28 protein-coding genes and 1 tRNA gene are annotated in these 24,614 nt (G+C 49.8%); 11 read left to right on the top strand and 18 right to left on the bottom strand.

What is annotated here, in order from left to right:
• From J7L64_04980 to J7L64_04995, 4 genes are all read right to left on the bottom strand, one after another.
• A partial coding sequence (locus J7L64_04980; protein ID MCD6451696.1) for a ribonuclease III occupies nt 1-293 on the bottom strand: 293 nt, incomplete at its 3' end.
• A gap of 1 nt (nt 294) precedes the next feature.
• Entirely contained in the window at nt 295-1,011 is a 717-nt protein-coding gene (gene pyrF / locus J7L64_04985) for an orotidine-5'-phosphate decarboxylase (GenBank protein ID MCD6451697.1), read from the bottom strand.
• 5 nt (nt 1,012-1,016) lie between these two features.
• Nucleotides 1,017-1,937 carry a dihydroorotate dehydrogenase gene (locus J7L64_04990; protein ID MCD6451698.1) on the bottom strand — a complete coding sequence of 307 codons (921 nt, stop codon included), beginning with the start codon at nt 1,935-1,937 and terminating at the stop codon, nt 1,017-1,019.
• Entirely contained in the window at nt 1,930-2,736 is an 807-nt protein-coding gene (locus J7L64_04995) for a dihydroorotate dehydrogenase electron transfer subunit (GenBank protein ID MCD6451699.1), read from the bottom strand. Before J7L64_04995 ends, J7L64_04990 begins: the two co-directional genes overlap by 8 nt.
• Before the next feature lie 242 nt (nt 2,737-2,978).
• On the opposite strand from J7L64_04995, the gene pyrR reads away from it, so the two are divergent.
• Genes pyrR through J7L64_05010 form a run of 3 tightly spaced genes read left to right on the top strand, consistent with a single transcriptional unit; the run spans nt 2,979 to nt 5,742 of the window.
• Complete coding sequence (gene pyrR / locus J7L64_05000; protein MCD6451700.1) at nt 2,979-3,539, top strand: bifunctional pyr operon transcriptional regulator/uracil phosphoribosyltransferase PyrR; 561 nt, start codon at nt 2,979-2,981, stop codon at nt 3,537-3,539.
• On the top strand, nt 3,540-4,478 hold the full coding sequence (locus J7L64_05005) for an aspartate carbamoyltransferase catalytic subunit (protein ID MCD6451701.1): 939 nt from the start codon (nt 3,540-3,542) through the stop codon (nt 4,476-4,478).
• Complete coding sequence (locus J7L64_05010; GenBank protein MCD6451702.1) at nt 4,459-5,742, top strand: dihydroorotase; 1,284 nt, start codon at nt 4,459-4,461, stop codon at nt 5,740-5,742. The genes J7L64_05005 and J7L64_05010 overlap by 20 nt, the downstream gene beginning before the upstream one ends.
• Here the strand turns inward: J7L64_05010 and J7L64_05015 are convergent.
• From J7L64_05015 to smc, 9 genes are all read right to left on the bottom strand, one after another.
• Nucleotides 5,739-6,503 carry a glycosyltransferase family 2 protein gene (locus tag J7L64_05015; GenBank protein MCD6451703.1) on the bottom strand — a complete coding sequence of 255 codons (765 nt, stop codon included), beginning with the start codon at nt 6,501-6,503 and terminating at the stop codon, nt 5,739-5,741. The genes J7L64_05010 and J7L64_05015 overlap by 4 nt on opposite strands.
• Complete coding sequence (locus J7L64_05020) at nt 6,493-7,584, bottom strand: glycosyltransferase (protein ID MCD6451704.1); 1,092 nt, start codon at nt 7,582-7,584, stop codon at nt 6,493-6,495. The genes J7L64_05015 and J7L64_05020 overlap by 11 nt, the downstream gene beginning before the upstream one ends.
• A gap of 8 nt (nt 7,585-7,592) precedes the next feature.
• Complete coding sequence (locus J7L64_05025) at nt 7,593-8,690, bottom strand: glycosyltransferase family 4 protein (protein MCD6451705.1); 1,098 nt, start codon at nt 8,688-8,690, stop codon at nt 7,593-7,595.
• A gap of 100 nt (nt 8,691-8,790) precedes the next feature.
• A complete protein-coding gene (locus tag J7L64_05030) occupies nt 8,791-9,279 on the bottom strand; it encodes a bifunctional nuclease family protein (GenBank protein MCD6451706.1) in 489 nt (162 codons plus the stop codon).
• Between the two features lie 60 nt (nt 9,280-9,339).
• Nucleotides 9,340-10,653: a tRNA (N6-isopentenyl adenosine(37)-C2)-methylthiotransferase MiaB gene (miaB, locus tag J7L64_05035; protein MCD6451707.1), complete on the bottom strand. Its 1,314-nt coding sequence runs from the start codon at nt 10,651-10,653 to the stop codon at nt 9,340-9,342.
• A 5-nt stretch (nt 10,654-10,658) separates the two neighbouring features.
• Nucleotides 10,659-11,399, bottom strand: a complete 741-nt coding sequence (locus J7L64_05040; GenBank protein ID MCD6451708.1) for a metallophosphoesterase family protein — start codon at nt 11,397-11,399, stop codon at nt 10,659-10,661.
• Between the two features lie 16 nt (nt 11,400-11,415).
• Entirely contained in the window at nt 11,416-11,817 is a 402-nt protein-coding gene (locus J7L64_05045; protein ID MCD6451709.1) for a cytidine deaminase, read from the bottom strand.
• Nucleotides 11,805-12,620 carry a purine-nucleoside phosphorylase gene (locus J7L64_05050; protein ID MCD6451710.1) on the bottom strand — a complete coding sequence of 272 codons (816 nt, stop codon included), beginning with the start codon at nt 12,618-12,620 and terminating at the stop codon, nt 11,805-11,807. The genes J7L64_05045 and J7L64_05050 overlap by 13 nt, the downstream gene beginning before the upstream one ends.
• 4 nt (nt 12,621-12,624) lie before the next feature.
• Nucleotides 12,625-16,137: a chromosome segregation protein SMC gene (smc, locus tag J7L64_05055; GenBank protein ID MCD6451711.1), complete on the bottom strand. Its 3,513-nt coding sequence runs from the start codon at nt 16,135-16,137 to the stop codon at nt 12,625-12,627.
• Between the two features lie 219 nt (nt 16,138-16,356).
• Here smc and J7L64_05060 point away from each other — a divergent pair.
• From J7L64_05060 to J7L64_05070, 3 genes are all read left to right on the top strand, one after another.
• Nucleotides 16,357-16,431: transfer RNA gene (locus tag J7L64_05060), tRNA-Thr, on the top strand.
• An 18-nt stretch (nt 16,432-16,449) separates the two neighbouring features.
• Nucleotides 16,450-17,124: a hypothetical protein gene (locus tag J7L64_05065; protein MCD6451712.1), complete on the top strand. Its 675-nt coding sequence runs from the start codon at nt 16,450-16,452 to the stop codon at nt 17,122-17,124.
• A 67-nt stretch (nt 17,125-17,191) separates the two neighbouring features.
• Entirely contained in the window at nt 17,192-17,464 is a 273-nt protein-coding gene (locus J7L64_05070; protein ID MCD6451713.1) for an HU family DNA-binding protein, read from the top strand.
• A gap of 49 nt (nt 17,465-17,513) precedes the next feature.
• Here J7L64_05070 and J7L64_05075 read toward each other — a convergent pair whose 3' ends face one another.
• Nucleotides 17,514-18,218: a SagB/ThcOx family dehydrogenase gene (locus J7L64_05075; protein MCD6451714.1), complete on the bottom strand. Its 705-nt coding sequence runs from the start codon at nt 18,216-18,218 to the stop codon at nt 17,514-17,516.
• Nucleotides 18,219-18,373: 155 nt separating this feature from the next.
• Here J7L64_05075 and J7L64_05080 point away from each other — a divergent pair, with 155 nt between their 5' ends.
• Together J7L64_05080 and J7L64_05085 are read left to right on the top strand one after the other, a co-directional pair.
• On the top strand, nt 18,374-18,901 hold the full coding sequence (locus tag J7L64_05080; protein ID MCD6451715.1) for a GAF domain-containing protein: 528 nt from the start codon (nt 18,374-18,376) through the stop codon (nt 18,899-18,901).
• Between the two features lie 59 nt (nt 18,902-18,960).
• A complete protein-coding gene (locus J7L64_05085; GenBank protein ID MCD6451716.1) occupies nt 18,961-19,242 on the top strand; it encodes a prolyl oligopeptidase family serine peptidase in 282 nt (93 codons plus the stop codon).
• Here the strand turns inward: J7L64_05085 and J7L64_05090 are convergent.
• Together J7L64_05090 and J7L64_05095 are read right to left on the bottom strand one after the other, a co-directional pair.
• Complete coding sequence (locus tag J7L64_05090; protein MCD6451717.1) at nt 19,234-20,265, bottom strand: hypothetical protein; 1,032 nt, start codon at nt 20,263-20,265, stop codon at nt 19,234-19,236. The two genes, J7L64_05085 and J7L64_05090, sit on opposite strands and share 9 nt — an antisense overlap.
• Nucleotides 20,266-20,299: 34 nt before the next feature.
• Nucleotides 20,300-20,464, bottom strand: coding sequence for a zinc ribbon domain-containing protein (locus J7L64_05095; protein MCD6451718.1), 165 nt, complete (start codon nt 20,462-20,464; stop codon nt 20,300-20,302).
• 209 nt (nt 20,465-20,673) lie between these two features.
• Here J7L64_05095 and J7L64_05100 point away from each other — a divergent pair, with 209 nt between their 5' ends.
• From J7L64_05100 to J7L64_05110, 3 genes are read left to right on the top strand one after another with little or no spacing between them, the layout of a single operon-like run.
• Entirely contained in the window at nt 20,674-21,426 is a 753-nt protein-coding gene (locus tag J7L64_05100) for a 3-oxoacyl-ACP reductase FabG (GenBank protein MCD6451719.1), read from the top strand.
• Between the two features lie 9 nt (nt 21,427-21,435).
• Nucleotides 21,436-22,746 carry a cytosine permease gene (locus J7L64_05105; GenBank protein MCD6451720.1) on the top strand — a complete coding sequence of 437 codons (1,311 nt, stop codon included), beginning with the start codon at nt 21,436-21,438 and terminating at the stop codon, nt 22,744-22,746.
• Nucleotides 22,747-23,679 carry a DUF1177 domain-containing protein gene (locus J7L64_05110; GenBank protein MCD6451721.1) on the top strand — a complete coding sequence of 311 codons (933 nt, stop codon included), beginning with the start codon at nt 22,747-22,749 and terminating at the stop codon, nt 23,677-23,679. It abuts the gene before it with no gap.
• Between the two features lie 120 nt (nt 23,680-23,799).
• On the opposite strand, the gene J7L64_05115 is transcribed toward J7L64_05110, so the two are convergent.
• A complete protein-coding gene (locus J7L64_05115) occupies nt 23,800-24,069 on the bottom strand; it encodes an integration host factor subunit beta (GenBank protein ID MCD6451722.1) in 270 nt (89 codons plus the stop codon).
• A gap of 167 nt (nt 24,070-24,236) precedes the next feature.
• Entirely contained in the window at nt 24,237-24,614 is a 378-nt protein-coding gene (locus J7L64_05120; GenBank protein MCD6451723.1) for a hypothetical protein, read from the bottom strand.

Consider the following 24,614-nt stretch of genomic DNA (forward strand, 5'->3'; position numbering starts at 1 on the left):
ATCAAAAGGAAGTCACCAAGCCCCAACTCTCGCGCTTTGCGTGATAGAATACGAGCGCTCACCAGATAGGACTTCTCCCTGACGATAGCTCCTACCTCTGCCTCAGGAAACTGACGAAAGAGGAGATCGCTCACCACAAAGCCAAGGATAGCATCGCCTAAGAACTCGAGAAGCTCGTTATCCCCTTCCTCCTGCTGCTCATAACGATAAGAGCGATGGGTAAGTGCTCTTCTTAAAAGATTCTTATCGGAAAAGGTATAGCCTATCTTCTCTTCGAGTGAGGAAAAATCCATCTCAACTTATCTCAGAGATAATCGCCTCCACCGCCTCCTCTGGAGAGGATGCCTTGGTTATCGGGCGTCCTATCACCAAGTAGTCAGCGCCGGCATCAAGAGCTTCCCTCGGTGTGGTTATCCTTTTCTGGTCGTCTGCCGAAGCAAACAGGGGCCTTATACCCGGGGTGACGATCAAAAAATCTCCCCCACATTCCGCCCGCACCACCTCTATCTCCTTAGGGGAGCATACCACACCGTCGAGCCCTGCTTCGCGAGCGAGGGCGGAGAGTTTCTTCACTAAATCGAGAATCTCACCGGAAAAGCCCACTTCGCTTGCCAGTTCCTTATTAAGAGAGGTGAGTATGGTTACCGCCAGTATCTTAGGGGGGCGAAGGCTCTCTTTTTCGCAATACTCCCTCACCTCGGAGGAGGCGCGTACGAGCATTTCCTTCCCCCCGGTGGCATGGAGGTTGAACATAAAAACGCCAAGCCTCGCCGCAGAAATACCCGCTTTCGCCACCGTATTCGGAATATCGTGAAACTTGAGGTCGAGAAACACCTCCTCTCCCAGGGCAACCACCTTTCGCACGAATTCGGGACCAGCAGTGGTGAAGAGTTCGCTTCCTATCTTGAACATCCCCACCTTTCCCCTGAGCCGGGAGATAAGGGAAAACGCCTCCTCGGAAGAGGGAAGATCGAGAGCTACGATTATCCTCCTTCGAGCTTCCATCCTCATCTACCTCATTCAACCTCGAGGGTGGCTATTATCTCATTTACATCGGGGATACCCTTTTCCTCAAGGTACCCCTCTAAAGCTTCGATTATCTCTATAGTAACCCGGGGATTTACAAAATTGGCACTTCCTATCTCAACCGCCCTTGCTCCAACGATGAGGAACTCAAGGACATCGTAAAGGTCCATAATCCCCCCGATCCCAATTACGGGTATTTGCACCGCTTTTATCGCCTCGTAAACCATTCTCAACGCCACCGGCTTGATAGCAGGACCGGAAAGCCCTCCTGTGATATTCTTAAGGCGGGGGCGTTTCGTCTCCACATCCACTGCCATCCCGATGAGTGTGTTTATAAGGGAGAGCGCATCTGCCCCCCCCTCTTCCACCGCTTTTGCTATCGGCTTGATATCGGCTACATTGGGGCTAAGCTTGACGATTAGAAAGAGGGAAGTCGCCTCATTCAGCCTACAGGTAATATCATAAGCAGAATCCGGAGAAACACCAAAGCTCATTCCACCCTTCTTTATATTGGGACAAGAGATGTTTACCTCGAGAGCAGAGATGTCCCCCGCCTTCTCCAACCTCTCCGCTACCTTCAGATAGTCATCTATGGTTTTCCCCCAGATGTTGGCTATTATCGCGGTGTCATACTCCTTCAACTTAGGGAGCTTCTCCGCAATGAATCGTTCAACCCCAATGTTCTGAAGCCCTATGGCATTCAACATACCGGAAGCGGTCTCCCAGATACGAGGGGGGGATGTTCCCTCCTCCTCCCAGAGGGAGAGTCCCTTCACCACAACTCCGCCCAACCGGTTAAGATCGAGATAGGGGGCATACTCAAGCCCATAGCCAAAGGTACCCGAGGCGGTGAGGATCGGATTCTTGAGCTTCAACCCATTGAGATCGACAGCTAAGTTCACCTTACTCATCGAATATCACCTCACCCGCCGGGAAAACTGGTCCTTCTTTGCAGACCCGGACCATCTCCCGCTTTCCCTCCCTTTTTATTGGGATCGCACAGCCGAGACAGGCTCCGATACCGCAAGCCATCCTCCGCTCCAAGGAAAGATATGCCTCGCATCCATATCTCAAAGAGAGACGAGCCACCTCCTTGAGCATACCCTCTGGTCCACAGGCATAGATCGTTCCCCTCTCCCCTTGGGATAGCCTCTCTTCAAGAAGCTCCGTCACTACTCCCTTTCTTCCCTGGGTTCCGTCCTCGGTGGTGATCTCGACTTTCACCCCAAGGTTCTCAAACGAGGAAAGAAGTAATAGATCCTCTCTTCCTTTCCCACCTATCAACAACTCGGCATCGACCCCCGCACCCTTAAGCTTGTTCGCGAGAAAAAGAAGCGGGGAAACGCCTATCCCCCCGGCAACGAGCATCGCCTTTCCTTCTCCCAAAAGTGGAAAACCATTCCCTAAAGGACCCCGTAAGCTAACCTCATCACCCGGGGAGAGGAGGGAAAAGAGCTTCGTTCCCCTTCCCACCACCCGGAAGAGGATCCTCACCCCAGAAGGCTTCCCCTTCTCATAGTGGAGCTCATTTATGCTCATAGGGCGAGGAAGAAAGGGATCATAACCGGACCATCCCCTGATGAGGAGGAACTGTCCCGGGGAAGAAACCTCCGCTATCTCCGGAGCATAGAAGGCGAGGCGATGATATCCTGGGGAAAGGGGCAAGTTCTCGATTACCTTCGCCTTTATGAGGTATTGGTTATCATTCATCGGGGTTCAAGTATAGAGAATAAATCGGCTAAAAATCAAGCTGAAATTTCCTCACTTTTTCCTTGACAGAGGAGGGAGATGTGTTAGGATAGAAAAAACGCAGTCCTGTTCTTTTAACCAGGTACGGCGATACCGGAAAGAATAGGAGGTTATAGTGAGAAAAAGAGATAAAAAAGGAAGCAATACCCCGGGAAACGGGGTTTTTTTTTAGCCTGAAAAATCCATAAGTAAAAGGAGGGAAGATGGGAGGCGAGATAAAGGCAAGGATTATGGATAAGGAGCGGATAGACCGCACCATAACCCGAATCGCCCACGAGATAATAGAGCGGAATAAAGGGGTGGACGACTTAGTACTTATCGGAATAAGGACGAGGGGGGTCTCCTTAGCCAAAAGGCTGGCGGAGAAGATCGAAGAGATAGAGGGGAAAAAGATTAAGGTAGGTATCCTCGATATAACCCTCTACCGGGATGACCTCACGGTGATCGGTCCTCAGCCGATAGTGAAGGAAACCAAGATCCCCTTTCCCATCACCAATAAGAAGGTGGTGCTGGTTGACGATGTCCTCTTCACCGGAAGGACGGTCAGAGCTGCTCTCGATAGCCTGATCGATTTCGGCAGGCCAAGGTCGATCCAGCTGGCAGTGCTCATTGATCGGGGACATCGGGAACTACCAATCCGGGCGGACTATGTAGGGAAGAATGTCCCCACCTCCTTGAAGGAGCTCGTTGAGGTGAGACTCACCGAGGAGGATGGGGAGGACTTAGTGGTGATAAGATCACTAAATAACAAAGGAGGAGAATAAGTGCCACTAAAGAGAAAAGACCTTCTGGGGATAAAGGAGCTCTCCCCTGAAGAAATAAGCTTGATCCTTGATACCGCTAAGGCTTTCAAGGAGATATCCACCAGGGAGGTGAAGAAGGTTCCTGCCCTCCGAGGGAAGACGGTGGTAACCCTCTTCTTAGAGCCAAGCACGAGGACGAGAACTTCATTCGAGATCGCAAGCAAGAGGTTGAGCGCCGACACCCTGAATATAGCGGCAGCGAGTTCCAGCATCCTCAAGGGAGAGACCCTGGTGGATACGGCGAAGAACCTGGAGGCGATGTATCCCGATATCATAATCCTCCGCCATTCCGCCCCAGGAGCACCGCATCTCCTCGCTAAGATATGTCGTGCTTCGATCGTAAATGCCGGAGATGGGGCGAACGAGCATCCAACCCAGGCACTGCTCGATGCCTTCACTATCAGGGAAAAGAAGGGGAAGCTCTCCGGGTTGAGAGTGGCGATAATTGGGGATATCTCTCATAGCCGGGTGGCGAGGTCCAACATCCATCTTCTCACCAAAATGGGAGCAGAGGTGGTGGTCGCTGGTCCCCCCACCTATATCCCCCCGGAGATCGAAAAGCTGGGAGTAAAAGTACACATCAAAATCGAGGAGGCGGTGAGAGGGTGCGATGTGATAATGATGCTCCGGGTTCAGCTTGAGAGACAGGATAAATCGTTCATCCCATCGCTTGCTGAATACAGCCGGCTGTTCCAGCTCACTCCAGAACGGGTAAAGCTGGCAAAAAAGGATGTCATCATAATGCATCCGGGACCCATAAACAGAGGGGTAGAGCTCTCAGCCGAGGTTGCCGATGGCTCTTATTCGGTGATCTTGGAACAGGTCACCAATGGCGTTGCTGTAAGGATGGCCATCCTTTATCTACTAAGTGGAGGGAGATATGAGGAAGTTGCTCATTAAAAACGGCAGGGTTATAGATCCCGCCAACAGGATAGACGAAACCCTGGACATCCTCATTGAAAACGGAAAGGTCAAAGAGATCAAAGCAAAGATAGAAGGAGGAGCTGAGGTTATCGATGCATCCGGGCTGATCGTTGCCCCCGGGTTCATCGATATGCATGTCCATCTTCGCGAACCGGGGCAGGAGGAGAAGGAGACGATAAAGACGGGAACCGAGGCGGCAGCTCACGGTGGTTTCACCTCCGTCGCCTGTATGCCGAACACCGATCCAGTAAACGACTCTGGGGCGGTAACCGACTTCATAATAAAGAAGGCAAAAGAGGAGGGAGTGGTTAATGTCTATCCCATCGGTGCTGCTACCAAAGGTTCTCAGGGGGAGGAGATTGCCGAGATCGGCGAGATGAGGGAGCGAGGTATTGTCGCTGTCTCTGACGACGGTAATCCCATCAAGAGCGCCCGGATGATGCGTCGTGTCCTTGAATACACCAAGATGTTCGACATCGCGGTGATCGATCACTGTGAAGACCTGGACATCACGGGAAAAGGGGTAATGCATGAGGGATACTACTCAACTCTCATTGGACTCACCGGCATCCCTGCTCCTTCTGAGGAAGTGATGGTGGCACGGGACATCATCCTGGCTGACTATACCAAGGGGAAGCTCCATATCGCTCATCTGAGCACCCGGGGAAGCCTGGAGTTGGTGAGGGAAGCAAAAAAGAAAGGGATAAAGGTAACCTGCGAGGTCACCCCGCATCATTTCACCCTTACCGATGAAGCGGTTACCTCATTCGACACCAACACCAAGATGAAACCACCGCTTAGAAGTAAGGAAGATGTCTCAGCTCTAATCGAAGGGATAAGGGAAGGGGTTATCGACGCCATTGCTTCGGACCACGCCCCCCATACTGCTGATGAGAAGAATGTGGAGTACAATCTCGCTCCTTTTGGCATCGTCGGTTTAGAGACCGCGGTCTCCCTGGCGCTCGACAGGCTCGTCCACCGGGAGAAGATACCCCTAAATCGGATAATCGAGATGTTCACCATAAATCCAGCAAAGATCCTTGGAATAGACAAGGGAACCCTTTCCATCGGGGCAGATGCGGATATCACCATCCTCGATCTCACCAAAACGGTGGAGGTTGATCCCGACAAGTTCAAATCGAAGAGCAGAAACACCCCCTTTGCCGGCTTCCGCCTCAGGGGAGCACCGGTGATGAGCATCGTCCGGGGGAAAGTGGTCTTTAACGAACTTAAGCATTAATCCTTCTCTGAGCGGTAAAGCTCAAAGAGCTTCGCTTCCTTCAAGAAGGTGTAGCAGGAGGAAAGGAAGGCAATGATAAAACCGGGAATGCCATCGAGGAAACCGAGCTTAATGATATAACCTTTGATGAAGGAAAGTGGAGGGGAGAAGATGAGTTTAAGCAAGCTCGGTCTTCTTCCCTCCTTTTTTCTATCGAAGGCGACGAGGCTGGTATAGAGGTTCATCCGCTCGATGTGCTCGGTTATGTCCTTGTAGGTGAAATGGAGAAGAAATGAAGAAAGACGCTCGGTCTTTCCTTCAACCCTCATCACCTCATGTACCGAGCCACCAACGAACCGAGCTTTCTCCCTCCTCGCCAATCGAAGCTGGTAATCGGGATACCAACCCCCATATCTTATCCATCTGCCGAGATAAAACACCCTCCGCGGTATGAAATAGCCATCCGCTTTATCCCTTGCCGAAAGGACCTCCTCTATCTCCCGGGCAAGCTCTGGCGTCACCCTTTCATCGGCATCGAGAGAAAGAACCCAGGGGAAACGCGCCTTAGCCAGGGCAAAGTTCTTTTGCTCGACATAACCCTTCCACTCCCGAAGGAAAACCTTATCGGTGAACCTCCTCGCTATCTCCACCGTCCGATCGGAGGATAAAGCATCTACCACTACGATCTCGTCAGCAAAGGATACCGAGGAAAGGGCTTCCTCGATATTCTCCTCCTCATCCTTGGTGATGATTACGACGGAGAGCTTCTCTCTATTTCCCATCTCCCATCAACTCATAATAAAGGCGGGCGGTTTCATCTATTGTTTTTTCGATGGAAAACTCCCTCGCCCTCTCCCTCCCCTCAAACCCCATCTCCTTAGCCCGTTCCTTCGACGAAAGAAGTGCCAATACAGCTTTAGCGATAGCGGAACTATCTTTTGGAGGAATAAGAACCCCCTCCTTACCGTCAGTGATCACATCCACCACTCCACCGACCCGGGTGGCGATAATTGGTTTTCCTAAAGCCATCGCCTTGAGGAGCGAGGTATTTAGACCCTCGGAAAGAGAGGGAAGAACGAATATATCGACCAGGGAGAGGAATTCATAGATATTGGAGATAAACCCTAAAAACCTAACTGAATGGGTAAGCCCTTTTCTCCTTACCAGTGCCTCGAGTTCCCCTCTCCCTTTACCTTCACCCGCGATGAGGAATTTGGCATCGGGGTAATTACGAACCACCTCCTCCGCTGCCTCGATGAGGTAACGAAATCCCTTGAGCGGTGAGAGCCTCCCTATAGATCCTATTATGGGATAACACCCCCGTACCTTCAGCCTATCGAGGAGAAAAGAAAGGTTGTTCAGGTCGATATTGAAATCAAAGGGGATACCGTCAGGGATTATCCTTATCCTTTCCTCCGGAACACCTGCTTCCCTCAGGACAAGGGATACCGGTTTTGAGATGGCGACAACCATATCGGCAGAACGATACTTAAAGCGAAACCTTATGGGAAGAGCTACCCGGCGGTGGACGATAAGCTTTGCATCGGGAGAAAGCTTCTTAGCAATAAAACCAATAAAGGCGGCATGGGCAGTATGGGCGTGGATGATCGCTACCTTCCCCTTCCTCACCAATCCGGCAATGCGGAGGGAAGCAGCCAAATCGAACTCCCCCCTCATCCTGGTCTCATAAAGGGGGATTCCCTCCTCCTGTGCCCGGAAGGAAAGCGGAGAGTTGGGCTGGGCTACGATCAGGTTATCGAACCCTCGCTCCGCTAATCCCAAAACGGTAAGAACAAGTTGCTCCTCCCCTCCTCCCCACTCCCTCTCCGTATCTATGTGGAGCACCCTTATTGCTTGAGCCATTGAACGAGCTACTTCCCTTCCTCGACGAGCTTGGCGTAAACCCTTTCCATCTCTTTGGCTATCAACTTCATATCGAAATTCTCCTCAACGATCTTCCGCCCCCTCTTGCCGAAGCTCTTAAGCTTGTTCTTCCTCTTCACCAAAGAGAGGATAGCATCGGAGAGAGCGTCCGCATCGCCTGGGGGGACGAGGATACCGCTTCCTCCATCTGCCACCACCTCGGTAATCCCCGGAAGTTGGGTTGCCACCACCGGTTTAGCCATAGCCATCGCCTCCAAAACAGAGGATGGAGAAACCCCTGAGGTCGCCGGCATAACCAGGAGATTGATTGCGGAAAGGATATGAGGAAGATCCTCTCTGAAACCGGTAAAGATGAACTTCTCCTCAAGTCCCTCTTTAGCCACCCTTCTCTCTATCTTCTCTTTTCTCTTACCCTCACCCGCGATGATGAAAACTGTTTCCGGAACCTTCTCTATAACCTTCGGTGCCGCGTCGATCAGCACATCATGTCCCTTACCGTCCTCGATCGCATTGAAGCAACCGATAAGTATCATCTCCGGGGGGAGGTTGAATTCCTCATAAAACTTATAAGGAGGGATTTTATAATCGAACCGGATGAGGTCTACCCCGGGAGGGACAAGGGAGACGGAAGTAGGGGCAAAGCCAGAAGCGATAAAGGCGTTTCTCAGCCAGCGGGTAGGAACGACGATCTGATCGATAACCCCCTTGTTCATCAATTGAAACAGCTTCTGCTCCTCTCCACCAATATGAACCCACTGGGAAAGAAGAAGCCGGGGGGGAGAGGAAAACCTCTCTTTAAGTTTCAAGAATACTTTGAGGAGAGAAGAGCCAATGAGATGAACTACCTCGATCCCCTCCTCAGAAACCGCCTTTGCCAACTTCTTCGGGGAAAGGGGGACTCCCCTCCCCTCACTGTTCCTCAAAATGGGGGTCTTGTTCCTCCATGCTCTCTCTTCAAACTCGCTTCCCGGCTCGGTTATTAAAAAGGCATTATGCCCTCTTCGATTGAGCTCCCTTATCAGACTAAATGTCTGCTGTTGCACCCCGGCACCGAGGGAACTCTTTGCCCCATAAAGGATGTTCATCAGTCTCTTTCCACCTCCTGCAAGCGATATTTTCCCCCTTATACCAAATAAAAAAAGCTCCGTCAATGAAGCTAAAAGGGACTATAGAAAAAAGGCGGGTTCACATCTTATACTTGCCAAAATCCTCAGCGTCAAGGTCCTCAAACCACTTCTTTATTCTCTCCGACTCGCTTCCTTCCTCAGAAACCTCCATCTTCTGCGCCTGCTCTATGACCTCACGATTGGCATAGATGGGGGACCCAGTACGGAGGGCAAGGGCAATGGCATCACTGGGTCTTGCATCTATGGTATATTTCCTCCCATCCACCTCAAGATGAATGAGGGCGAAGTAGGTATTATTCTTAAGCTCGGTAACCACGATCTTCTCCACTATCACATTGAGCTGATCAAGGATGCTGCGCATTAGATCGTGGGTCATCGGACGAGGGGTGGATATGTTCTCCAGCTGGATCATAATGGCGTTTGCCTCGAATACCCCGATCCAAATGGGGAGGAGCTGGTTGCTGTTAACCTCTTTGAGGATGACTATCGGCATATTACTCACCGGATCGAGCATCAATCCCTTTATCTCCATTTTCACCAGCTCCATCTGCCTACCTCCCCTATCTTGCTTTACTTCAATATAATCCCTCAATTTTACTAAGTCAAGTTATTCCAATCTCTCCCCATAAAGGCTATTGGGACCAGCCCGGATGATCTTTACCCGCACAAACTCGCCAATAAGCTCTCTTCCTCCTTTGAAGTTGACCACCTTATTGCCCTCAGTCCTTCCCGAAACCGCCTTCTCATCCCGCTTGCTCACCCCATCGACCAGCACGGTGAGCTCCTTCCCCACCAACTCCTTATTCCGCTCGATCTGAATCTCCCTCTGCCTTCTCTGGAGGGCGATGAGGCGAGCGGTCTTCACCTCATTGGGAACGGAGTCGGGAAGTTCCGCCGCCTTGGTGAAGGGCCTTGGAGAGTACTTAAAGGAGAAGATGACATCGAAGCGCACCTTTTCTACCACATCCATCGTCTCTTTAAAATCCTCGTCGGTCTCACCGGGAAAGCCGACGATCATATCACTACTTAGGGTTACTCCAGGAAGCTCCTCCTTCACCCACCCTATCTTCTCCAGGTACTCCTCCTTGGTGTATCCTCTATTCATCAAAGCGAGTATCCGGCTTGAGCCCGATTGAATGGGAAGATGGAGATAAGAACAAACTTTGGGAAGCTCTTTCATTGTCTTCGCCAGATCTCGGGTAAAATCCTTGGGATGAGAGGTGATAAACCTGATCCAGGAAATACCAGGAACATCGTGAACCAGATGAAGAAGACGGACGAAATCTATCCTCGCGTCATCGGGATCGCGGTAGGAGTTGACATTCTGTCCCAGTAGGGTGACTTCTTTGTATCCCTTTTCCGCCAGCTCCCTAACTTCCTTTAAGATGCTTTTCGCCGGGCGCGACCGCTCTCTCCCCCTCACATAAGGGACGATGCAATAAGAACAGAAGTTGTTGCATCCTCTACTAACGGTCACATAGGCTTGAAAATCAGAGCCCCGCCTTACACATCCGGTCGGTGGTTCGGGAGAAAAACCAGCCATAGTAATATCTACCACCTTCTCCCCTTGTTCCACTCTGGGGATGAGATCGGCTATGCCAAACTCCCTCTCTGTACCCAAGACAAGGTCCACATATGGCGCCCGCTTTATGATCTTCTCTCCAAGTTGCTGGGCAGTACAGCCCACCACCCCCAGGATAAGACCCGGTTTCTTTCGTTTTAATTTAGCCAATCTACCAAGTTTGGTGAACACCTTGTCCACCGCCTTCTTCCTGACACTGCAAGTATTTAAAAGGATGATATCCGCTTCCTCCTCGGATGATGCAGGGCGAAAACCGATCGAGGAGAGAATACCCCCCAATACCTCGGAATCATGAACATTCATCTGACAACCAAAGGTTATGATCAAATAGCGCTTCATAGTCCTCACATCCCCATAAGTAGACGGTCCCGGAGAACCTGGGGAAGACCTGCCTTTAAAATCTTCTCCCCCGCCTTTTCTACATCGTACTCTACCCTCTTTACGGTAAAGAACTTCTTCCTGGTATCGTAGATGGCATAAGAAGCCCTCGGATCCCCATCTCGGGGTTGCCCCACACTCCCCACATTCAAGAGATATACCAGATCTCTATCCAGATAAAGATCTGATGGAGGTAACACTTTGAAGTCGCTCGACTGCTCCCTTGCTTTGGCAAACGCTATGGCACGATGACTATGTCCGTAGAAGGACGCCCAAACCTGAGAAGATAACTTCTCAAACGAGGTCAACACATTAAAAAGGTTGTCATCGTAATCGAAGCTTTGCGGTCTATGGGGAAGGGCATGGGAGAAGAAAAGCTCCCCCATTTTCCTCTTATAGGGCACCTTGGAGAGCCGTTTTAAGTATCTCTCGTCGAGAATCTCCATCGTCCACATCAACGCTGCTTGCGCCACTGGGTTGAACCATTGGAGGGTGAGCTTACCCACACAGGCAGCATCGTGATTCCCAAGAACCATCATATCAACCACATCGAAGACCAGCTTACAGCATTCGTTGGGGTTTGCTCCATAACCAACTATGTCTCCGAGGAATATATAGCGATCCGGTTCCTCTTCCTCCACAGCCTTGAGAACTGCGGTAAGCGCCTCAAGATTTCCATGAACATCAGAGAAAATAGCCAGCTTCACCGGAGAACCCTCCTTTCTACTCTTGCAACTCAAAGGGAAGGGGAAGAAGCTCGGACAACTTCATAATCTTGGGACGCCCTTCCTCCTCCATAATAATTAATATATCAGGAGCAAACTCAAAAAGCATCTGGCGACAAAGACCACAAGGGGGAGTAAGCCTTCCTCCCTCACTCGCGATGGCAATGGCGATAAAATCTCGTTCCGAAGCCATAAGGGCGGAAAGAAGCGCCACTCGCTCGGCACAGAAGACCTGGGTTAGAGAGGGAGATTCGATATTCGCTCCGCGATATACCCTCCCTCCTCCGGTAAGGATGGCAGCTCCTACTCGAAAACCGGAACAAGGGGCATAACTCACCTCGATCGCCTTCCTCGCCTCGGCAAGAAGCTTAATCGCTTCCTGTTCGTTCATCTTCCGCATCTCGCGATGAACCTCCTTATGAACTTTCGGATGATTCCGCTTCGTTCTCTAACCCGCCTTAACACATCATCATGAGAGAGCGCGGGATGCCCTGCCCTATTCGAGATCAGGGAAAGACCAGCAACCTTAATCCCAAGATAGCACGCCACCACCGCCTCAGGAACGGTGGACATACAGACCGCATCACCTCCTATCATCCTAAGCCTCCTCACCTCAGCCGGGGTCTCATAAGAAGGACCACTTACCGCCACCAGCACCCCCTTCTTTCCTCTGAGGTTTAGCTCGGAGAATATCTCCTCCCCTAACTGGATCAGGGATGGATAATAACAGGAGGAAAGATCAAGAAAAGGAGGGTCGCGTAATTCACTCGGTATCTCAAGCAAAGGATCGCCGATTAGGTTTATATGATCGGTAATGAGCATCAGATCGCCAGGATCAAGCGAAGGAGAAAGAGCACCAGCAGCATTGGTAAGGAGAAGATGATCCGCACCAAGGTTTTTCGTGAGAAAGACCGGATAACAAGAGGTAAGAAGCCCTAAGCCTTCATAGTAATGAAGCCTTTTTCTGAAGATGACCACTTTTATTCCGGAAATCTCGGCGAGGAGAAGCTCCCCCTTCGGGGCTTCTCCTTCACGAGCGGGGAAAAAGAAAAGCTCAGAATAAGGAAGACGAGCAATCAGCTCCTCTTCCGAAACCAAGGAGGAATAACCCGAACCAAGGATCACCCCCACCTGAGCCTCAAAATCAAAGCCCTGTTCTATCTCCTCCGCTGTCCTCTTCGCCTTCTCCATCAAGGGGATCATCGGCTTATTCCAACTTGATCGATATTATCTGGGAAAGCCCTCCCTCCCTCATTGTAACCCCGTAGATAACCTCGCCTACCTCCATTGTAAGCTTGTTATGGGTGATCACAATGAATTGGGTCTTCTCGGAAAATCTCTTGAGGGCAGAGGAAAACCTCCTCGCATTGGGGTCGTCCAGGGTGGCATCGATCTCGTCAAGAATGCAGAACGGGCTGGGATGATAACGGAAGATGGCGAAAAGGAAGGCAATAGCGGATAAGGTCTTCTCCCCTCCTGAAAGGAGAGATATGCTTTTCAACCTTTTGCCGGGAGGCTCTGCCAATATGTCCACTCCAGCCTCAAGGATGTCCCCGTCACCGGTGAGGATCAGCTCTGCCCTTCCACCGCCGAAGAGCTCCGAAAAGACCTCGGAGAAGTTCTTGCTGATCTCTGTAAAAGCCTCATGGAATCTCTCCCGAGAGGCTTTGTCTATCTTCTCGATGACCTCCTCGAGGGAAGAGATCGACTGGAGGATATCCTCTCTCTGGGAAAGGAGGAATTGATACCGTTCATCGATCCTCTCGAACTCCTCCTCTGCAGCAAGGTTGACCCCTCCCATTCTCTCAAGCTTTCCCGATAGCTCGGAGAGCTCCTTCTTCAGCTCCTCTTCGTCCTTTATCTCCTTCTCACCTTCCTGATTGAGCTCAGACGGTGCCACCCCAAACGCTTCGAAACACTCCTCAAATAAATGGGAAAGATGGGAATCCACCCCCTTGAGTTCTATACGAGCTTCTTCCAACCTCTCGCTGAGTTGCTCCTTTCTCTCTCTTAATTCACCGATATCCTTCTCCTTACTTCTCACCTCTTTTCTCTTTTCCTCGATAAGAAGGCTCATCTCTGAGAGCGCTTTCTCCCTTTTCCTTCTCTCCTCTAAAAGACGGGCTAAGCTATTTCTTTCCTCCTTGAGAGCAGAAAGCCTCTTTTCCCGCTCCTCTTCCAGCAACCTCACCTTTTGTTCAGCTTCTCCCATCTGCTTTTTAAGGAAATCGATCTCCTCAGTTATCCGAGAAACATCTTTCCCCCGAAGAGAGAGCTTCTCGGAAAGGACCGCTTCCCTTAGTTTAAGCTGAGAGAGCTTCTTTGCAACCTCCTCTCTCTCCTCCGCTAACTTCTCAGCTTCCTCAGAGAGTTGGGATAGTTCCTCCTCATAGGAGTTTATCTCCTCTTTCCTTTTCGCAAGCTCAACGGAGAGCTCCTTGATCACTTTCTCCCTTGCCTCCTTCTCCCTCCTCTTCCTCTCAATCTCTTCTTTTATCCTCCCGGAAGCGGAGGAAAGCTCCCTCACCTTTCCCTCAATCCTTATAAGTTCCTCTTTGATAGTGGCTCTAAGTTCGGTCTCTTCCCTTATTCTTCCTTCAACCTCTTCCTTTTCTCTGGAAAGGGAGCGAAGTTTTTCCCGGTAGAGCTCTATCTCTTCCTTTAAGTTCGCAAGATCCTTCTCTAAGGCACTGATCTTCCCCTCTAACTCTCCTTTCTCCCTTCGAAGGGAAAGAATACCCTCCCTTTTATCTCCGTCCACCTTGAGCACTCCTGGGGGACCTATTCGTTCCCCGGACAAGGACACGAAGATAAGATCGGGATAACGCTTGGAAAGGGGAACTGCTTTTTCCAATTCATCCACCAATACCGCATTGGCGAAGAGGCGAGGGACAATGTTGGAAGCAACACCCGAGGTTTCAACGACTTGGGCTAATGGAGCAATGACCCCTTCCTCCCTCAATACGGGGTGGGCTTCTGTGATGGGTTCGTCAGGAGTGGGGTACTTCTCAATGATGAAAGAGAGATTGTGGGAGTTGCCCGATACGATGGAGCTTACACCATTCAACGCCTCCTCCGGGGTGCTCACCACCATCCCCTTTATGAGCTCACCGAGAAACGCTTCAACCGGTTTTTCATAGCCGGGAGCAACCTGTATGAGATCCTCAAACAACCCCAACACCTCAAAGCCATTGTCCCCAAAGGAAGGAAAAGAAGCTTCATCCTCGCTGATAAGCTGGGATATAGTATGATACCGTCCCTTCAGGGGGAAGAGTCTATCCTGAAGCGAGGAGAGCTCCTTTTCTCCCTCTTCCCTCTTCAGGGTTAACTCAGAAATTACAGCAGTAAGCTCCTCCCTCTTTTTATTGAGCGAGGAAAGCCGTTCCTCAAGGGAGAAAAGTTCTCCTTTCTTCTCCTCCTTTTCCTTAAGGAGGGAGGCGAGTCTCTGGGAAAGGACCTCCTTTTTCTCCTCAAGGGAGGGGATATCTATCCTCTTTAGCTCCCCTTCTTCTCGTTCAAGAAGCTCATTTTTGCTTTTCAGCTCTTCCCGAAGGCGGTAGAGCCTCTCCTTCTTTTCAAGGATGAGGGAGGAATACTCCTTTATTTTCTCTTCGAGCGAGGAAAGATGCTCTTCCTTTCCCTCGATCTCCTTGGCACACTCGCTGAGTTCCTCCTGCTCCTTTTTTTCGATTAGAGGAAGGTTTTCCTTTTCCTCAATCTTTCCTTCGAGGCGGGAGGAAAGTTCCGAAATCTCTTTCTTTAGGGAAGCGATAGAGCCCTCTATTCTCTCGAGCTCCCCCTTAAGCTGGGAAATGAGGTGTTTTTTCTTTTCAAGATCGATGTCGAACCGATAGAGGCCTTCTCTCCTCTGCTCTTTTTCCTCCTCCCTCCTTAAGAGTTCCGTCTTCGCTTCCTCAAGCTCTGCCTCTTTCTGGGATATCTTGGTAGTGAGCCTAAGCTCCTCTTCAGAAAGACGATCGACCTTCTCCTTAAGCCTCCTCTTCTCGGTGGAAAGATGCTCAAACCGAGAGGATATGATGAGCGCCTTTATCCTTCGGATCCGCTTCCTTACCTCCTTATATCTCCTTGCCTTGGCTGCCTGGCGCTTAAGGGAGTTCCGCTGTTTCTCCACCTCGAGGATGATGTCGTTTAAACGAACCAGATTTTCCCTCGCCGAGGCGAGCTTCGTCTCTGCCTGGTGTTTTCTCAACTTGTATTTGGTGATCCCAGCTGCTTCTTCTATGAATACCCTCCTTTCCTCAAGTCGACATTCAAGGAGAAAACTAACCCGCTCTTGGTCGAAAAGGAGATACCCCTTGGTCCACATCCCCGTGCCCAGAATAATGTCCTGAATATCCTTTAAGCGACAGGGACGACGATTGAGGAAATACTCACACTCACCAGACCGATAAAGCCTTCTGGTAACTATAAGGCTTTCATCATCCTCCTCAGAGGAAAAATGGAGGCTTACTTCTGCCATTCCTACTGGTTTCTTTTCCTCACTGCCAGCGAATATGAGGTCATCTCCGCTCCTTGCCCTTAAGGAGCGGAGGCTCTGTTCCCCCAACGCCCAGAGGACTGCATCCGCTAAATTGCTCTTCCCACAACCATTGGGACCAACGATAACGGTAATACCCGGAGGAAAGATAAGGGTAGTGCGGTCGCAGAACGACTTAAAACCGGCAAGTTCGAGCTTCTTGAGACGGAATTTGAACTCCATTTTTAAGAATCAAGCCTCCTTCAGCCTTCCATTATAGCTTAACATTGACCTTCCTTTTAGGAATATTAACATCGGAAATCTCCTCTGTAAAGAGAAAAATACAAATGGTAGGGGGAAAATATAAGATAAGCACAATATATTGGTATCAAGGGGGATCGAGGATGTCCTTGACAAAGGCGAGTTTCTCCCTTATCCTTTGAAAAGGATAATAAGGGGGGAGCCAGCGTAGCTCAGCGGTAGAGCAGCTGATTCGTAATCAGCAGGTCAGGGGTTCAAATCCCCTCGCTGGCTCCATTTTCGATTGAGGCATTGATGGATAAAAAGATCTATTGGTTCTTATCACTTACTCTTATTCCTATTTTCTTATATGCTCTGGCAGGCAAAGACCTCAGCTACTTCCGAAGCTTCTTCTTCGCTTTATTTGGATTGATCCTGGGAAAAAGGTGGGGAAGCTTAGCTGGAGCTGTCTTCGTTGTGGGAGTTTTCGCCCTCGACCGTATCTGGTTTCTAAATGAGCTTTCTCTCGGCGGAATAAGCCTCTTTCTCCTGACAGGGATAATCATCTCCTTCTGGGTGGGAGCGTATAAAGACCTCCCGCGGGTTCCTCTATCGCTCTCATTGGCAATCGTCGTCTTCTTCATCTTTGTTGGATACTTGATCTATCTCGAAAGTCTCAATTGGCCCATCTACTTCCTCTACCCCTTCCTCATCGCCGCCTCTGCCCTTATCTACTACTTCTTCCGATTGATAAAGGAGAGAACATTGATCCAGATCTTCCTTTCTGGGCTGATCCTCAGCTATCTCCTCGCTTGGGGGATAAACCTTCTCATCCAAGGGAAAACCGCCTTCGCGAGCTATAATACCCTGGTGCTCATCAGCTTAATACCAGGGGATATCCTCACCCTGGCTAGTCTCGCCATTATCTATCCTCACTTCCTTCTCTTACTTCGCAAAAAAATGGCTCCTGATAGAGAAAAAAACAATTGACAACTTGATTATCTTTCGATATAAAAAAAATAAGGTTGCTTCCAACCAAACTTAGGGAGGAGGGTAAATGAATAAAGGGGATTTGGCTGTAAAGATTGCTAAAGATGTAGGTATCACAAAAGCCGCTGCTAACAGAGTTATCGAATCTTTTCTTTCCGGTATTACCGAAGCTTTAAAGAAAGGGGAGAAGGTCACCTTAGTGGGCTTTGGGACCTTTCTAACCGCACAGCGCAAGGAAAGGATGGGGAGAAACCCAAGAACAGGCGCGCCGATCAGAATTGCGGGAAAGAGGGTACCCAAGTTCAAGCCAGGTGCCAAGCTCCAAGAAGAGGTTAAGTAAGACCTCCTCCGCCTGAGGTATCTTAAAAAAGGGGGAATTCCCCCTTTTTTTATTTCGGGTGTCCCACCGGGATGATGTAAAGGGGCACCTCATTCTTTCCCAGAGCAAGGCTCGAGGCCAACTTGCCATCCCAAAAAGCACCTACAAATCCTGCACCGAGACCTAAGCCAACCGCTTGGAGAGCAATATTCTCTCCGCAATGCCCGACCTCGATATGGACATACCTTATTCCCCTATCCTTATATTTCTTGGTAGTACGGGAATAATCAGCAGCAATGACAAAGATCACCGGTGCAGTAGCAACCCAGCGTTGATAAAGGGCGGAAGCGGAGATCTTCCTCCGGAAATCACCCTTCATCTTCAACTCCAAGCTGTGGTTCTTCACTAAATAATGGTAGATACCGGCAGAAAGACCGGAGACGCCGCCTTTTCCCACTACGATATACACCTCCAATGGATAGAGGGCGCCGGCAGAAGGAGCAGCTCTCTTTCCTCTTGTGGGCTCGGTTATTCCCTGAGCGGCAAAAAGAAGCTGGGAGAGCTGGGAAAGAGAAAGGGGTTCAGAGGTGAATCGCCTGATGGTCCTCCTTCTTGCTATTGTCTCCTCAATCGACACCTTCCCTTTGAGCGCCGGTTTAGGGAGAGAGATAACCTTCTTCTCGGGCTGAGAAAAGACACCCGTGGCAATAAGGCTGAAACCGATCGCCACGATGGAAACGAGGAGGAGATAATTGAATACTCTATTTCTTTTCATAGTTTTCCTCCCAAAATTGAATGTGCAATTATTCTATCACCAGAGGAGAGCCAAAAGCAACGGGTACGAGAACGGTTGACTGAATCATATTCCTATTATAAAGTTAGCAAAAGGGAGAATGAAGGATGTCAAAAAGCCTCACCAAAAAAGAGAAAATGGAAAGATACAGGAACCTTCTCTATCTGCTCGAGAAGGAGATCGCCATCTCTTCTTCTGAAGAGGAGGCACTCAGAATTATTGTGGAACGGACGAAGAAAGAAAGCGAAACAGGGCTTTCTACATTCTGGTGGTGTGGTTTTTATATCTATCTCAAGGAGCGCTCTGAGGCGGTGCTTGCAGAATCGAACCGTCCTGCTTGTAGTCCCCTACCTGTTGCTCCCCGTACCGGAGGTGTGGTTAGCGATGCTGTACTCACCGAAAAGCCGATAATCGTCTCCGATGTCTCCTCATATCCTGGGCATATCTACTGCGATACCAGGGCGAAATCGGAGATCGTCATCCCTATATTCAACTCGAGGGACGAACTCGTTGGGGTGTTCGATGCCGATTCGGACGAGTTGGGGAGTTTCGACACCGTGGATCGAGAGTGGCTCATCCGCATCCTTGAGCCCTTAAGGAGATTCAGTTTCGCCCCCCTCATCTCCCATTTATCGGCAACCTTAGAAGGAAAAAATGAAGTATAGGAAGATAGTTTCCCTCCTTATCCTTCTGAGTTTCATCGCCCTCTCCGCCTATGGCGGGGATGCGGGCAAAAGAGCAATGTGGGTTTTACCAATCTTATGAGGACAAAAGCTATTTCCTGATCCTCTCGGAAAAAGACGAAAGAAACCCCCTTCCTCAGCGTAAGGAGCTATATATAGGGGTAGTGAAGAACGGTGTCCCTGCCCGGTTGGTGATCTTTCCGAGGGAGCCTCACGGGATTTCAGAGCCGAACCACCGCTTGTTCAAGATGAGAGCTGAATTTGCCTGCTTCGAACATTACCTCAAGGGAAAAGAGAGGAAACTGTGGGAGGAGTTAAAATAGTTTTCCCAGCTCACGTCCACCAGGACTCACCTTAAGGAAGCCGAAACATACCCCCTTCGCTTTAGTAATATCGCGGAGGGGGGTTATTATTTTTATCTTCCGGGCGCGGAAATCAACATCATCCACCGTGCCCAAGGCGATGGTATTCAGCCCTTCGTCATACAAACCCACCAGGATATGCTCAAAGAAGTTCTCATCCCATATATTTACCCGCTTCAATGAAAACTGCTGCCGCGCCTGGTAGAGCTTGCCCACATTGTACTCCCGCGAGGCAATGGCGTTTATCGCATCCCCATTGTCTTCGCCATAGAGGATCTCGGTCTCCAGGATATCAGCCAGTGTATTCCTCTCGGTGGGAAGAAGCACCCTCCCCCGAAAAACCCAACTACCGAAGATGCCGATATCTCTCGCCGAGAGCTCGTACACCTTGGACCCCTTGAAATATTCCCGGAATTTCTTTTCTCGGTATTCCCGGCGGAGCTTCATCGTCTTCGTCTGAACCGCCTCAGCTACAGGGAGCTTGTCCACCTTGACAAATGAGTTTGCCACATAGGGAGCGATCAGGCTCGCTATCTCGTTCTTCCGATCGAAAGCGATGATCAGATTGGGACGAAGGAGCTCCACCTTGCTCTGTTTAAGACGATGTGCTCCCTCCCCAGCGATGTAGCCGGTAGTATCTACGATGAGCACCTCTCTTTCCGCCTCTTTGGCGCGTTCGGCGAGCTTCTTCACCCCAACGATGGTGGGAAGGAGATGCCCCATCGGGGAGATGGAACCCACAAAATAGATATACTCTTCACCCTCAGGATAGAGCTTCATCCCTATGGTGGTGGGAGGACCAATGGTGGATTGACCCATATCGGAATCGATCACCGCCACCTTGAGCCCCTGCTTTGAAAGCTCCCCGGCTAAGAACTGAACAAAGGTAGTCTTGCCGGTATCCGCCCCTCCGAGAACGATTACCGTACCCTTCTCGGAGCCGATCTTCTCTACTTCAGTCCGCCAGTCCCTCGGTATCTCCATAATTAGATCACCAACCTCCTTTCCTTATGAAGTATCAGCTCTTTTTAGATGTAATCGCATAAAATGGAGACCATTTCTGCTCCACCTTCTCGCTGCCACAGGCGGGGCAGGTCACCTTCTTCTTATCATGCTCCTCAATACTCATCGTAACGGTAAATTCCTTATCGCAGTTGAGGCATCTGTAATCATATTTGGGCATAGAAAAACCTCCTTTCTCACCCAAAAAGATTACCGCCTCATAAAACCACATTGTATAATAGCAAACTCCTTTAGGGAAGACAACCCGATTTTTCTCCCCTTTTGAGTGAGCTCTTGGGTGGACAAGTAAGGACTTATCCGCTATATTGTTTTTCAAACCGGGTTCTTAATTGGGAACCGGTAAAAATTGTCTTAAGGAGGAAGGGAACTATGGATAAGGAACTTGGGGGAAAGGTAGCGTTAGTCACCGGCGCCTCGAGAGGGATAGGCGCTGCTATTGCCCTCGCCCTTGCCAAGGAAGGAGCTAAGGTAGCGGTAAACTACAACAAACAAAAGGAAAAAGCGGAGAAGGTGGTAGCGGACATCTATGAACTCGGAGGAGAAGCATTCGCCGTTCAGGCAGATGTGTCCTCCCCCTTAGAGGTTGATCGGATGTTCGATAAAATCGGGGAGAAATACGGTGGGGTGGATATCTTGGTGAACAACGCGGGGATTCACCAACATCTTCCTGCCTACTCCCTCTCCATTGAGGACTGGAAGCGGATAATCGATGTCAACCTTAACGGCACCTTCATCGTCACCCGGAAGGTGATAAATCACATGAAATTAAAGGGTTGGGGGAGGATCATAAACATCTCCTCGATAAGCGGTTTTGCTGGAACCACCGTGGAATGCCATTACGCAGCAAGTAAATTGGGCGTTGTCGGCTTCACCAAGGCGCTTGCCCTCGAGCTCGCCCCATACGGTATAACCGTCAACGCAATCGCCCCAGGGGCGATAGAGACCGATATGCTCGCGGTAAACTCCGAGAAAAGAAGAAAGGAAGTGGTTTCCAAGATCCCGGTGGGAAGGATCGGCATCCCTGAGGATATCGCCCACGGCGTTCTCTTCCTTGCTTCGCCAAAAGCGTCATATATAACCGGACAAACCCTTCATATAAACGGCGGAGAAGGGCTCTACTAATTTAAAGGGATGAACGAGGAGAACGCCCTTTTTGAGGACTATTCCCTCAAGGAGGTACCGAGGGAGAAAAGGGAGCATTGGCTCAATATCGCCTTCGTCTGGGTGGGGGTAGCTATCGTTATGTCCGCCCTCCTTAGGGGGATGATGGTGGGGATGGGGCTCGGCTCTATCTCCTCTCTCCTCTTAGCCTACGCCCTGGGGGAGGGAATCCTAATCGTAATGATGGGGCTCACCGGCTATATCGGCGCCAAACTCGGGCTTTCTACCCCCCTCATCGCCCGGCGTTCCTTTGGTGAAGCGGGGTCTTATATCATCTCGCTATCGATCGCCTTATCCCTGCTCGGTTGGTTTGGGGTTCAGGCATCCCTCTTTGCAGAGACAATCGCCACCTATACTCAACTTCCCCTCTCTCTTCCCCTTGCCTCCTTTCTCGGAGGTTTGTTGATGATGCTTCCGGTAATCGTGGGCTTTAAGGGGCTAAAGAATTTATCCTTCCTCGCGGTTCCCCTTATGTTAGCGATATTCATCTATGCTGGGATAAAGATGGGGGGAAAATCGCTCCCTAAAGAGATGCTTATAGCGCTTGCCCGAGCTCACAAACCCTCCCCTTATCCTACTACCATCGGCGGAGCAGCATCGATAGTTGCCGGTGGGTTTATGGTGGGCTCAGTAACCGCAGCTGATATCGCCCGTTATGCTAAACCGCGGATGAAGGATATATTCTACGCTGCCTCAACTGCAATGGGCGTCTCTGCCTTCCTCCATTTTGTGGGTTCACTTTTAGCGATGGGAAGTGGGGTTTATCACGAACATCTGCCCCAATTGATCATCTCCCCTCGCTATCTTGGGCTGGGGCTCCTCGGCTTTATCACCCTTCTTCTTGCCCAATGGACGACTAACGATAACAACCTGTACTCGGCGGTGCTCGCTTTAAACAACATAATCCGGGTAGAAAGATGGAAGCTGACCATCACTGCCGGTATTTTTGCCTCCGCCCTTTCCGCCTTGGGGATACTTGAGCGTCTTTCTTTATTTCTCACCCTCCTCACTGTAGGCATCGGTCCCATCGGTGGGATCATAATAACCGATTTCTATCTCCTGAAAGGAAAATCACTATCTTCCAAGGGGAGAAGCCTTTTAGTAAAATGGAAGCCGGAAGCGCTTATCTCCTACTTTCTCGCTTTTGCCATCGGTTGGCTTACTTCGGGGCATCCCTTTACCCCTACAATATTCCCCTTTTCGGTATTTGCCTTTAATAGTATCATTTCAGCGATTATCCTTTACTACCTATTAACAAAAATTGTAAGGAGGAAGGGATAGATGGCTTTTTCTCAAACAATTGAGGCGTATGACCTCCTCGATTCCCCAAAAGCTTCGGGGGAGCGGGTAAGGGAGGCGTTAAGGCAAAGAGGGGTAGTTGAGATCGAGGTAAGAAAGCTAAAAGGGGGAAAGGGGGAAACCGACTTCGTCAAAATAATCTTCCCCGGCACAAGCAGTAAGAGAAGCGGAGGAGACGCCCCTACCCTCGGGGTGATCGGTCGACTGGGCGGTATTGGAGCAAGGCCCCATAAGCTGGGGCTCGTCTCCGATGCTGATGGAGCAATAACCGCCATCGCTACCGCTTTTAAACTGGCTGATATGGTGAAGGAAGGGGATATCCTCGCTGGAGATGTTATAGTTAGTACCCACATCTGTCCCACTGCTCCGATAAAGCCGAGGAAACCGGTAGATTTTATGGATTCGCCGATAGAACTATCTTCGATCCTTGATTATGAGGTAGATCAATCAATGGAAGCCATTCTCTCCATCGATGCCACCAAGGGGAACCGGGTGATAAACTATCGCGGATTCGCCATCTCTCCAACGGTGAAGGAGGGTTACATCCTCCGGGTGAGTGAGGATTTGCTCGACATAATGGAGCGGGTTACCGGCAGAGCGCCTCGGGTATTTGCCATTACCACCCAGGACATCACTCCTTATGGAAATGGGATATATCACCTAAACAGCATAATGCAACCTGCCACCGTAACCAAGGCTCCAGTGGTGGGAATAGCGATAACCACTGAAGTAATGGTTCCCGGCTGCGGCACGGGAACCAATCAGGTGATAGATATTGAACAAGCGGTAAGGTTCATTATCGAGGTAGCCAAGGAATTCGGAGAGAAAAAGGCAAAATTTTACGACGAAAACGAATTCTCCCGCTTAGTTGAACTCTATGGTCCTCTCGATCAACTTCAGCGTTTAGGGGATTAGTCTCAACCTGAGCTTGGAACCCTCCATATAACAATAAATGCAAAGAGGAATTTAACATTCCTCTTTTTAAGGATAAAAACTTATTGCATAAAGGGAAAAATCGAGTAGTTCGCCTCCTTACTACTTAATGTTCTTCAGATCTTTTCCTGGCTTAAACCTGATCGCCTTCCCTTCAGGGATGCGGACCTCTTCCCTTGTCCGTGGGTTTCGCCCTATACCCTTCTTCTTATCCCTCACTTCAAATACTCCAAACCCCCTAAGTTCTATCCTCTCCCCTCGGCTGAGCGCCTGTGCCAAGGCATCAAAGACCGCATCTACCGCCTCTCCTGCCTTGGTTTTGGTAATCATCAACCTATTCGCCACTATGGTCACTAAATCCTTCTTAATCAAGATGACACCTCCTTACGCTATTAAAGGCTCCAGCCGGTTATTAAAAGGATTATATCCTCCCCCCTAAAATCACGATAACGAAACCCTTATAACAAAGAAGCAGAGATTTTGTCAAGCCGTTTCCTTAGGTAAAAGAAGGATTTTCAATTTTTTCCTCCAACGATCGCTCAGATCTCCATTCTGGTGATAAGGCTTCCCAAATTAGGGAATTCAATATCTCGCAGTCGTTTGATCAGGAGTGAGTAAGACGCAGAAATATAAAGGCTTATTCCGATAAAGGTCTTCTTCTTGAAGCCGAGGACGAAGACGAAATGATTCGGCTTCCCCTTGGTCTCCTTGAGATCATCGATCACGAAGTCGACGAACTTTTCCATCAATTTTATATGGTATTCTTCACTTTTCTCGTAGATCTGATACTGGATCTCAAAGGCGAGCTCGTATCCTTCTTCTTTAATCGATGGGACATCGCCAACCTTCCTCGTCTCACTAAACTTGTAGGCATTGTGCTTCTCAGAAAAATAATATCTAAGCCAATAATAACTCAT

This window comes from Acidobacteriota bacterium (assembly GCA_021161905.1).
GTDB lineage: Bacteria > Acidobacteriota > B3-B38 > Guanabaribacteriales > JAGGZT01 > JAGGZT01.

Excerpts from the sequence above, each read along its gene's own strand:
- pyrF (MCD6451697.1), bottom strand. The coding sequence starts at position 1,011 with ATGAGGATGGAAGCTCGAAGGAGGATAATCGTAGCTCTCGATCTTCCC.
- J7L64_04990 (MCD6451698.1), bottom strand. The coding sequence starts at position 1,937 with ATGAGTAAGGTGAACTTAGCTGTCGATCTCAATGGGTTGAAGCTCAAG.
- J7L64_04995 (MCD6451699.1), bottom strand. The coding sequence starts at position 2,736 with ATGAATGATAACCAATACCTCATAAAGGCGAAGGTAATCGAGAACTTG.
- pyrR (MCD6451700.1), top strand. The coding sequence starts at position 2,979 with ATGGGAGGCGAGATAAAGGCAAGGATTATGGATAAGGAGCGGATAGAC.
- J7L64_05010 (MCD6451702.1), top strand. The coding sequence starts at position 4,459 with ATGAGGAAGTTGCTCATTAAAAACGGCAGGGTTATAGATCCCGCCAAC.
- J7L64_05015 (MCD6451703.1), bottom strand. The coding sequence starts at position 6,503 with ATGGGAAATAGAGAGAAGCTCTCCGTCGTAATCATCACCAAGGATGAG.
- J7L64_05020 (MCD6451704.1), bottom strand. The coding sequence starts at position 7,584 with ATGGCTCAAGCAATAAGGGTGCTCCACATAGATACGGAGAGGGAGTGG.
- J7L64_05025 (MCD6451705.1), bottom strand. The coding sequence starts at position 8,690 with ATGAACATCCTTTATGGGGCAAAGAGTTCCCTCGGTGCCGGGGTGCAA.
- J7L64_05030 (MCD6451706.1), bottom strand. The coding sequence starts at position 9,279 with ATGGAGCTGGTGAAAATGGAGATAAAGGGATTGATGCTCGATCCGGTG.
- miaB (MCD6451707.1), bottom strand. The coding sequence starts at position 10,653 with ATGAAGCGCTATTTGATCATAACCTTTGGTTGTCAGATGAATGTTCAT.
- J7L64_05045 (MCD6451709.1), bottom strand. The coding sequence starts at position 11,817 with ATGCGGAAGATGAACGAACAGGAAGCGATTAAGCTTCTTGCCGAGGCG.
- J7L64_05050 (MCD6451710.1), bottom strand. The coding sequence starts at position 12,620 with ATGATCCCCTTGATGGAGAAGGCGAAGAGGACAGCGGAGGAGATAGAA.
- smc (MCD6451711.1), bottom strand. The coding sequence starts at position 16,137 with ATGGAGTTCAAATTCCGTCTCAAGAAGCTCGAACTTGCCGGTTTTAAG.
- J7L64_05065 (MCD6451712.1), top strand. The coding sequence starts at position 16,450 with ATGGATAAAAAGATCTATTGGTTCTTATCACTTACTCTTATTCCTATT.
- J7L64_05070 (MCD6451713.1), top strand. The coding sequence starts at position 17,192 with ATGAATAAAGGGGATTTGGCTGTAAAGATTGCTAAAGATGTAGGTATC.
- J7L64_05075 (MCD6451714.1), bottom strand. The coding sequence starts at position 18,218 with ATGAAAAGAAATAGAGTATTCAATTATCTCCTCCTCGTTTCCATCGTG.
- J7L64_05080 (MCD6451715.1), top strand. The coding sequence starts at position 18,374 with ATGGAAAGATACAGGAACCTTCTCTATCTGCTCGAGAAGGAGATCGCC.
- J7L64_05085 (MCD6451716.1), top strand. The coding sequence starts at position 18,961 with ATGCGGGCAAAAGAGCAATGTGGGTTTTACCAATCTTATGAGGACAAA.
- J7L64_05090 (MCD6451717.1), bottom strand. The coding sequence starts at position 20,265 with ATGGAGATACCGAGGGACTGGCGGACTGAAGTAGAGAAGATCGGCTCC.
- J7L64_05095 (MCD6451718.1), bottom strand. The coding sequence starts at position 20,464 with ATGCCCAAATATGATTACAGATGCCTCAACTGCGATAAGGAATTTACC.
- J7L64_05100 (MCD6451719.1), top strand. The coding sequence starts at position 20,674 with ATGGATAAGGAACTTGGGGGAAAGGTAGCGTTAGTCACCGGCGCCTCG.
- J7L64_05105 (MCD6451720.1), top strand. The coding sequence starts at position 21,436 with ATGAACGAGGAGAACGCCCTTTTTGAGGACTATTCCCTCAAGGAGGTA.
- J7L64_05110 (MCD6451721.1), top strand. The coding sequence starts at position 22,747 with ATGGCTTTTTCTCAAACAATTGAGGCGTATGACCTCCTCGATTCCCCA.
- J7L64_05120 (MCD6451723.1), bottom strand. The coding sequence starts at position 24,614 with ATGAGTTATTATTGGCTTAGATATTATTTTTCTGAGAAGCACAATGCC.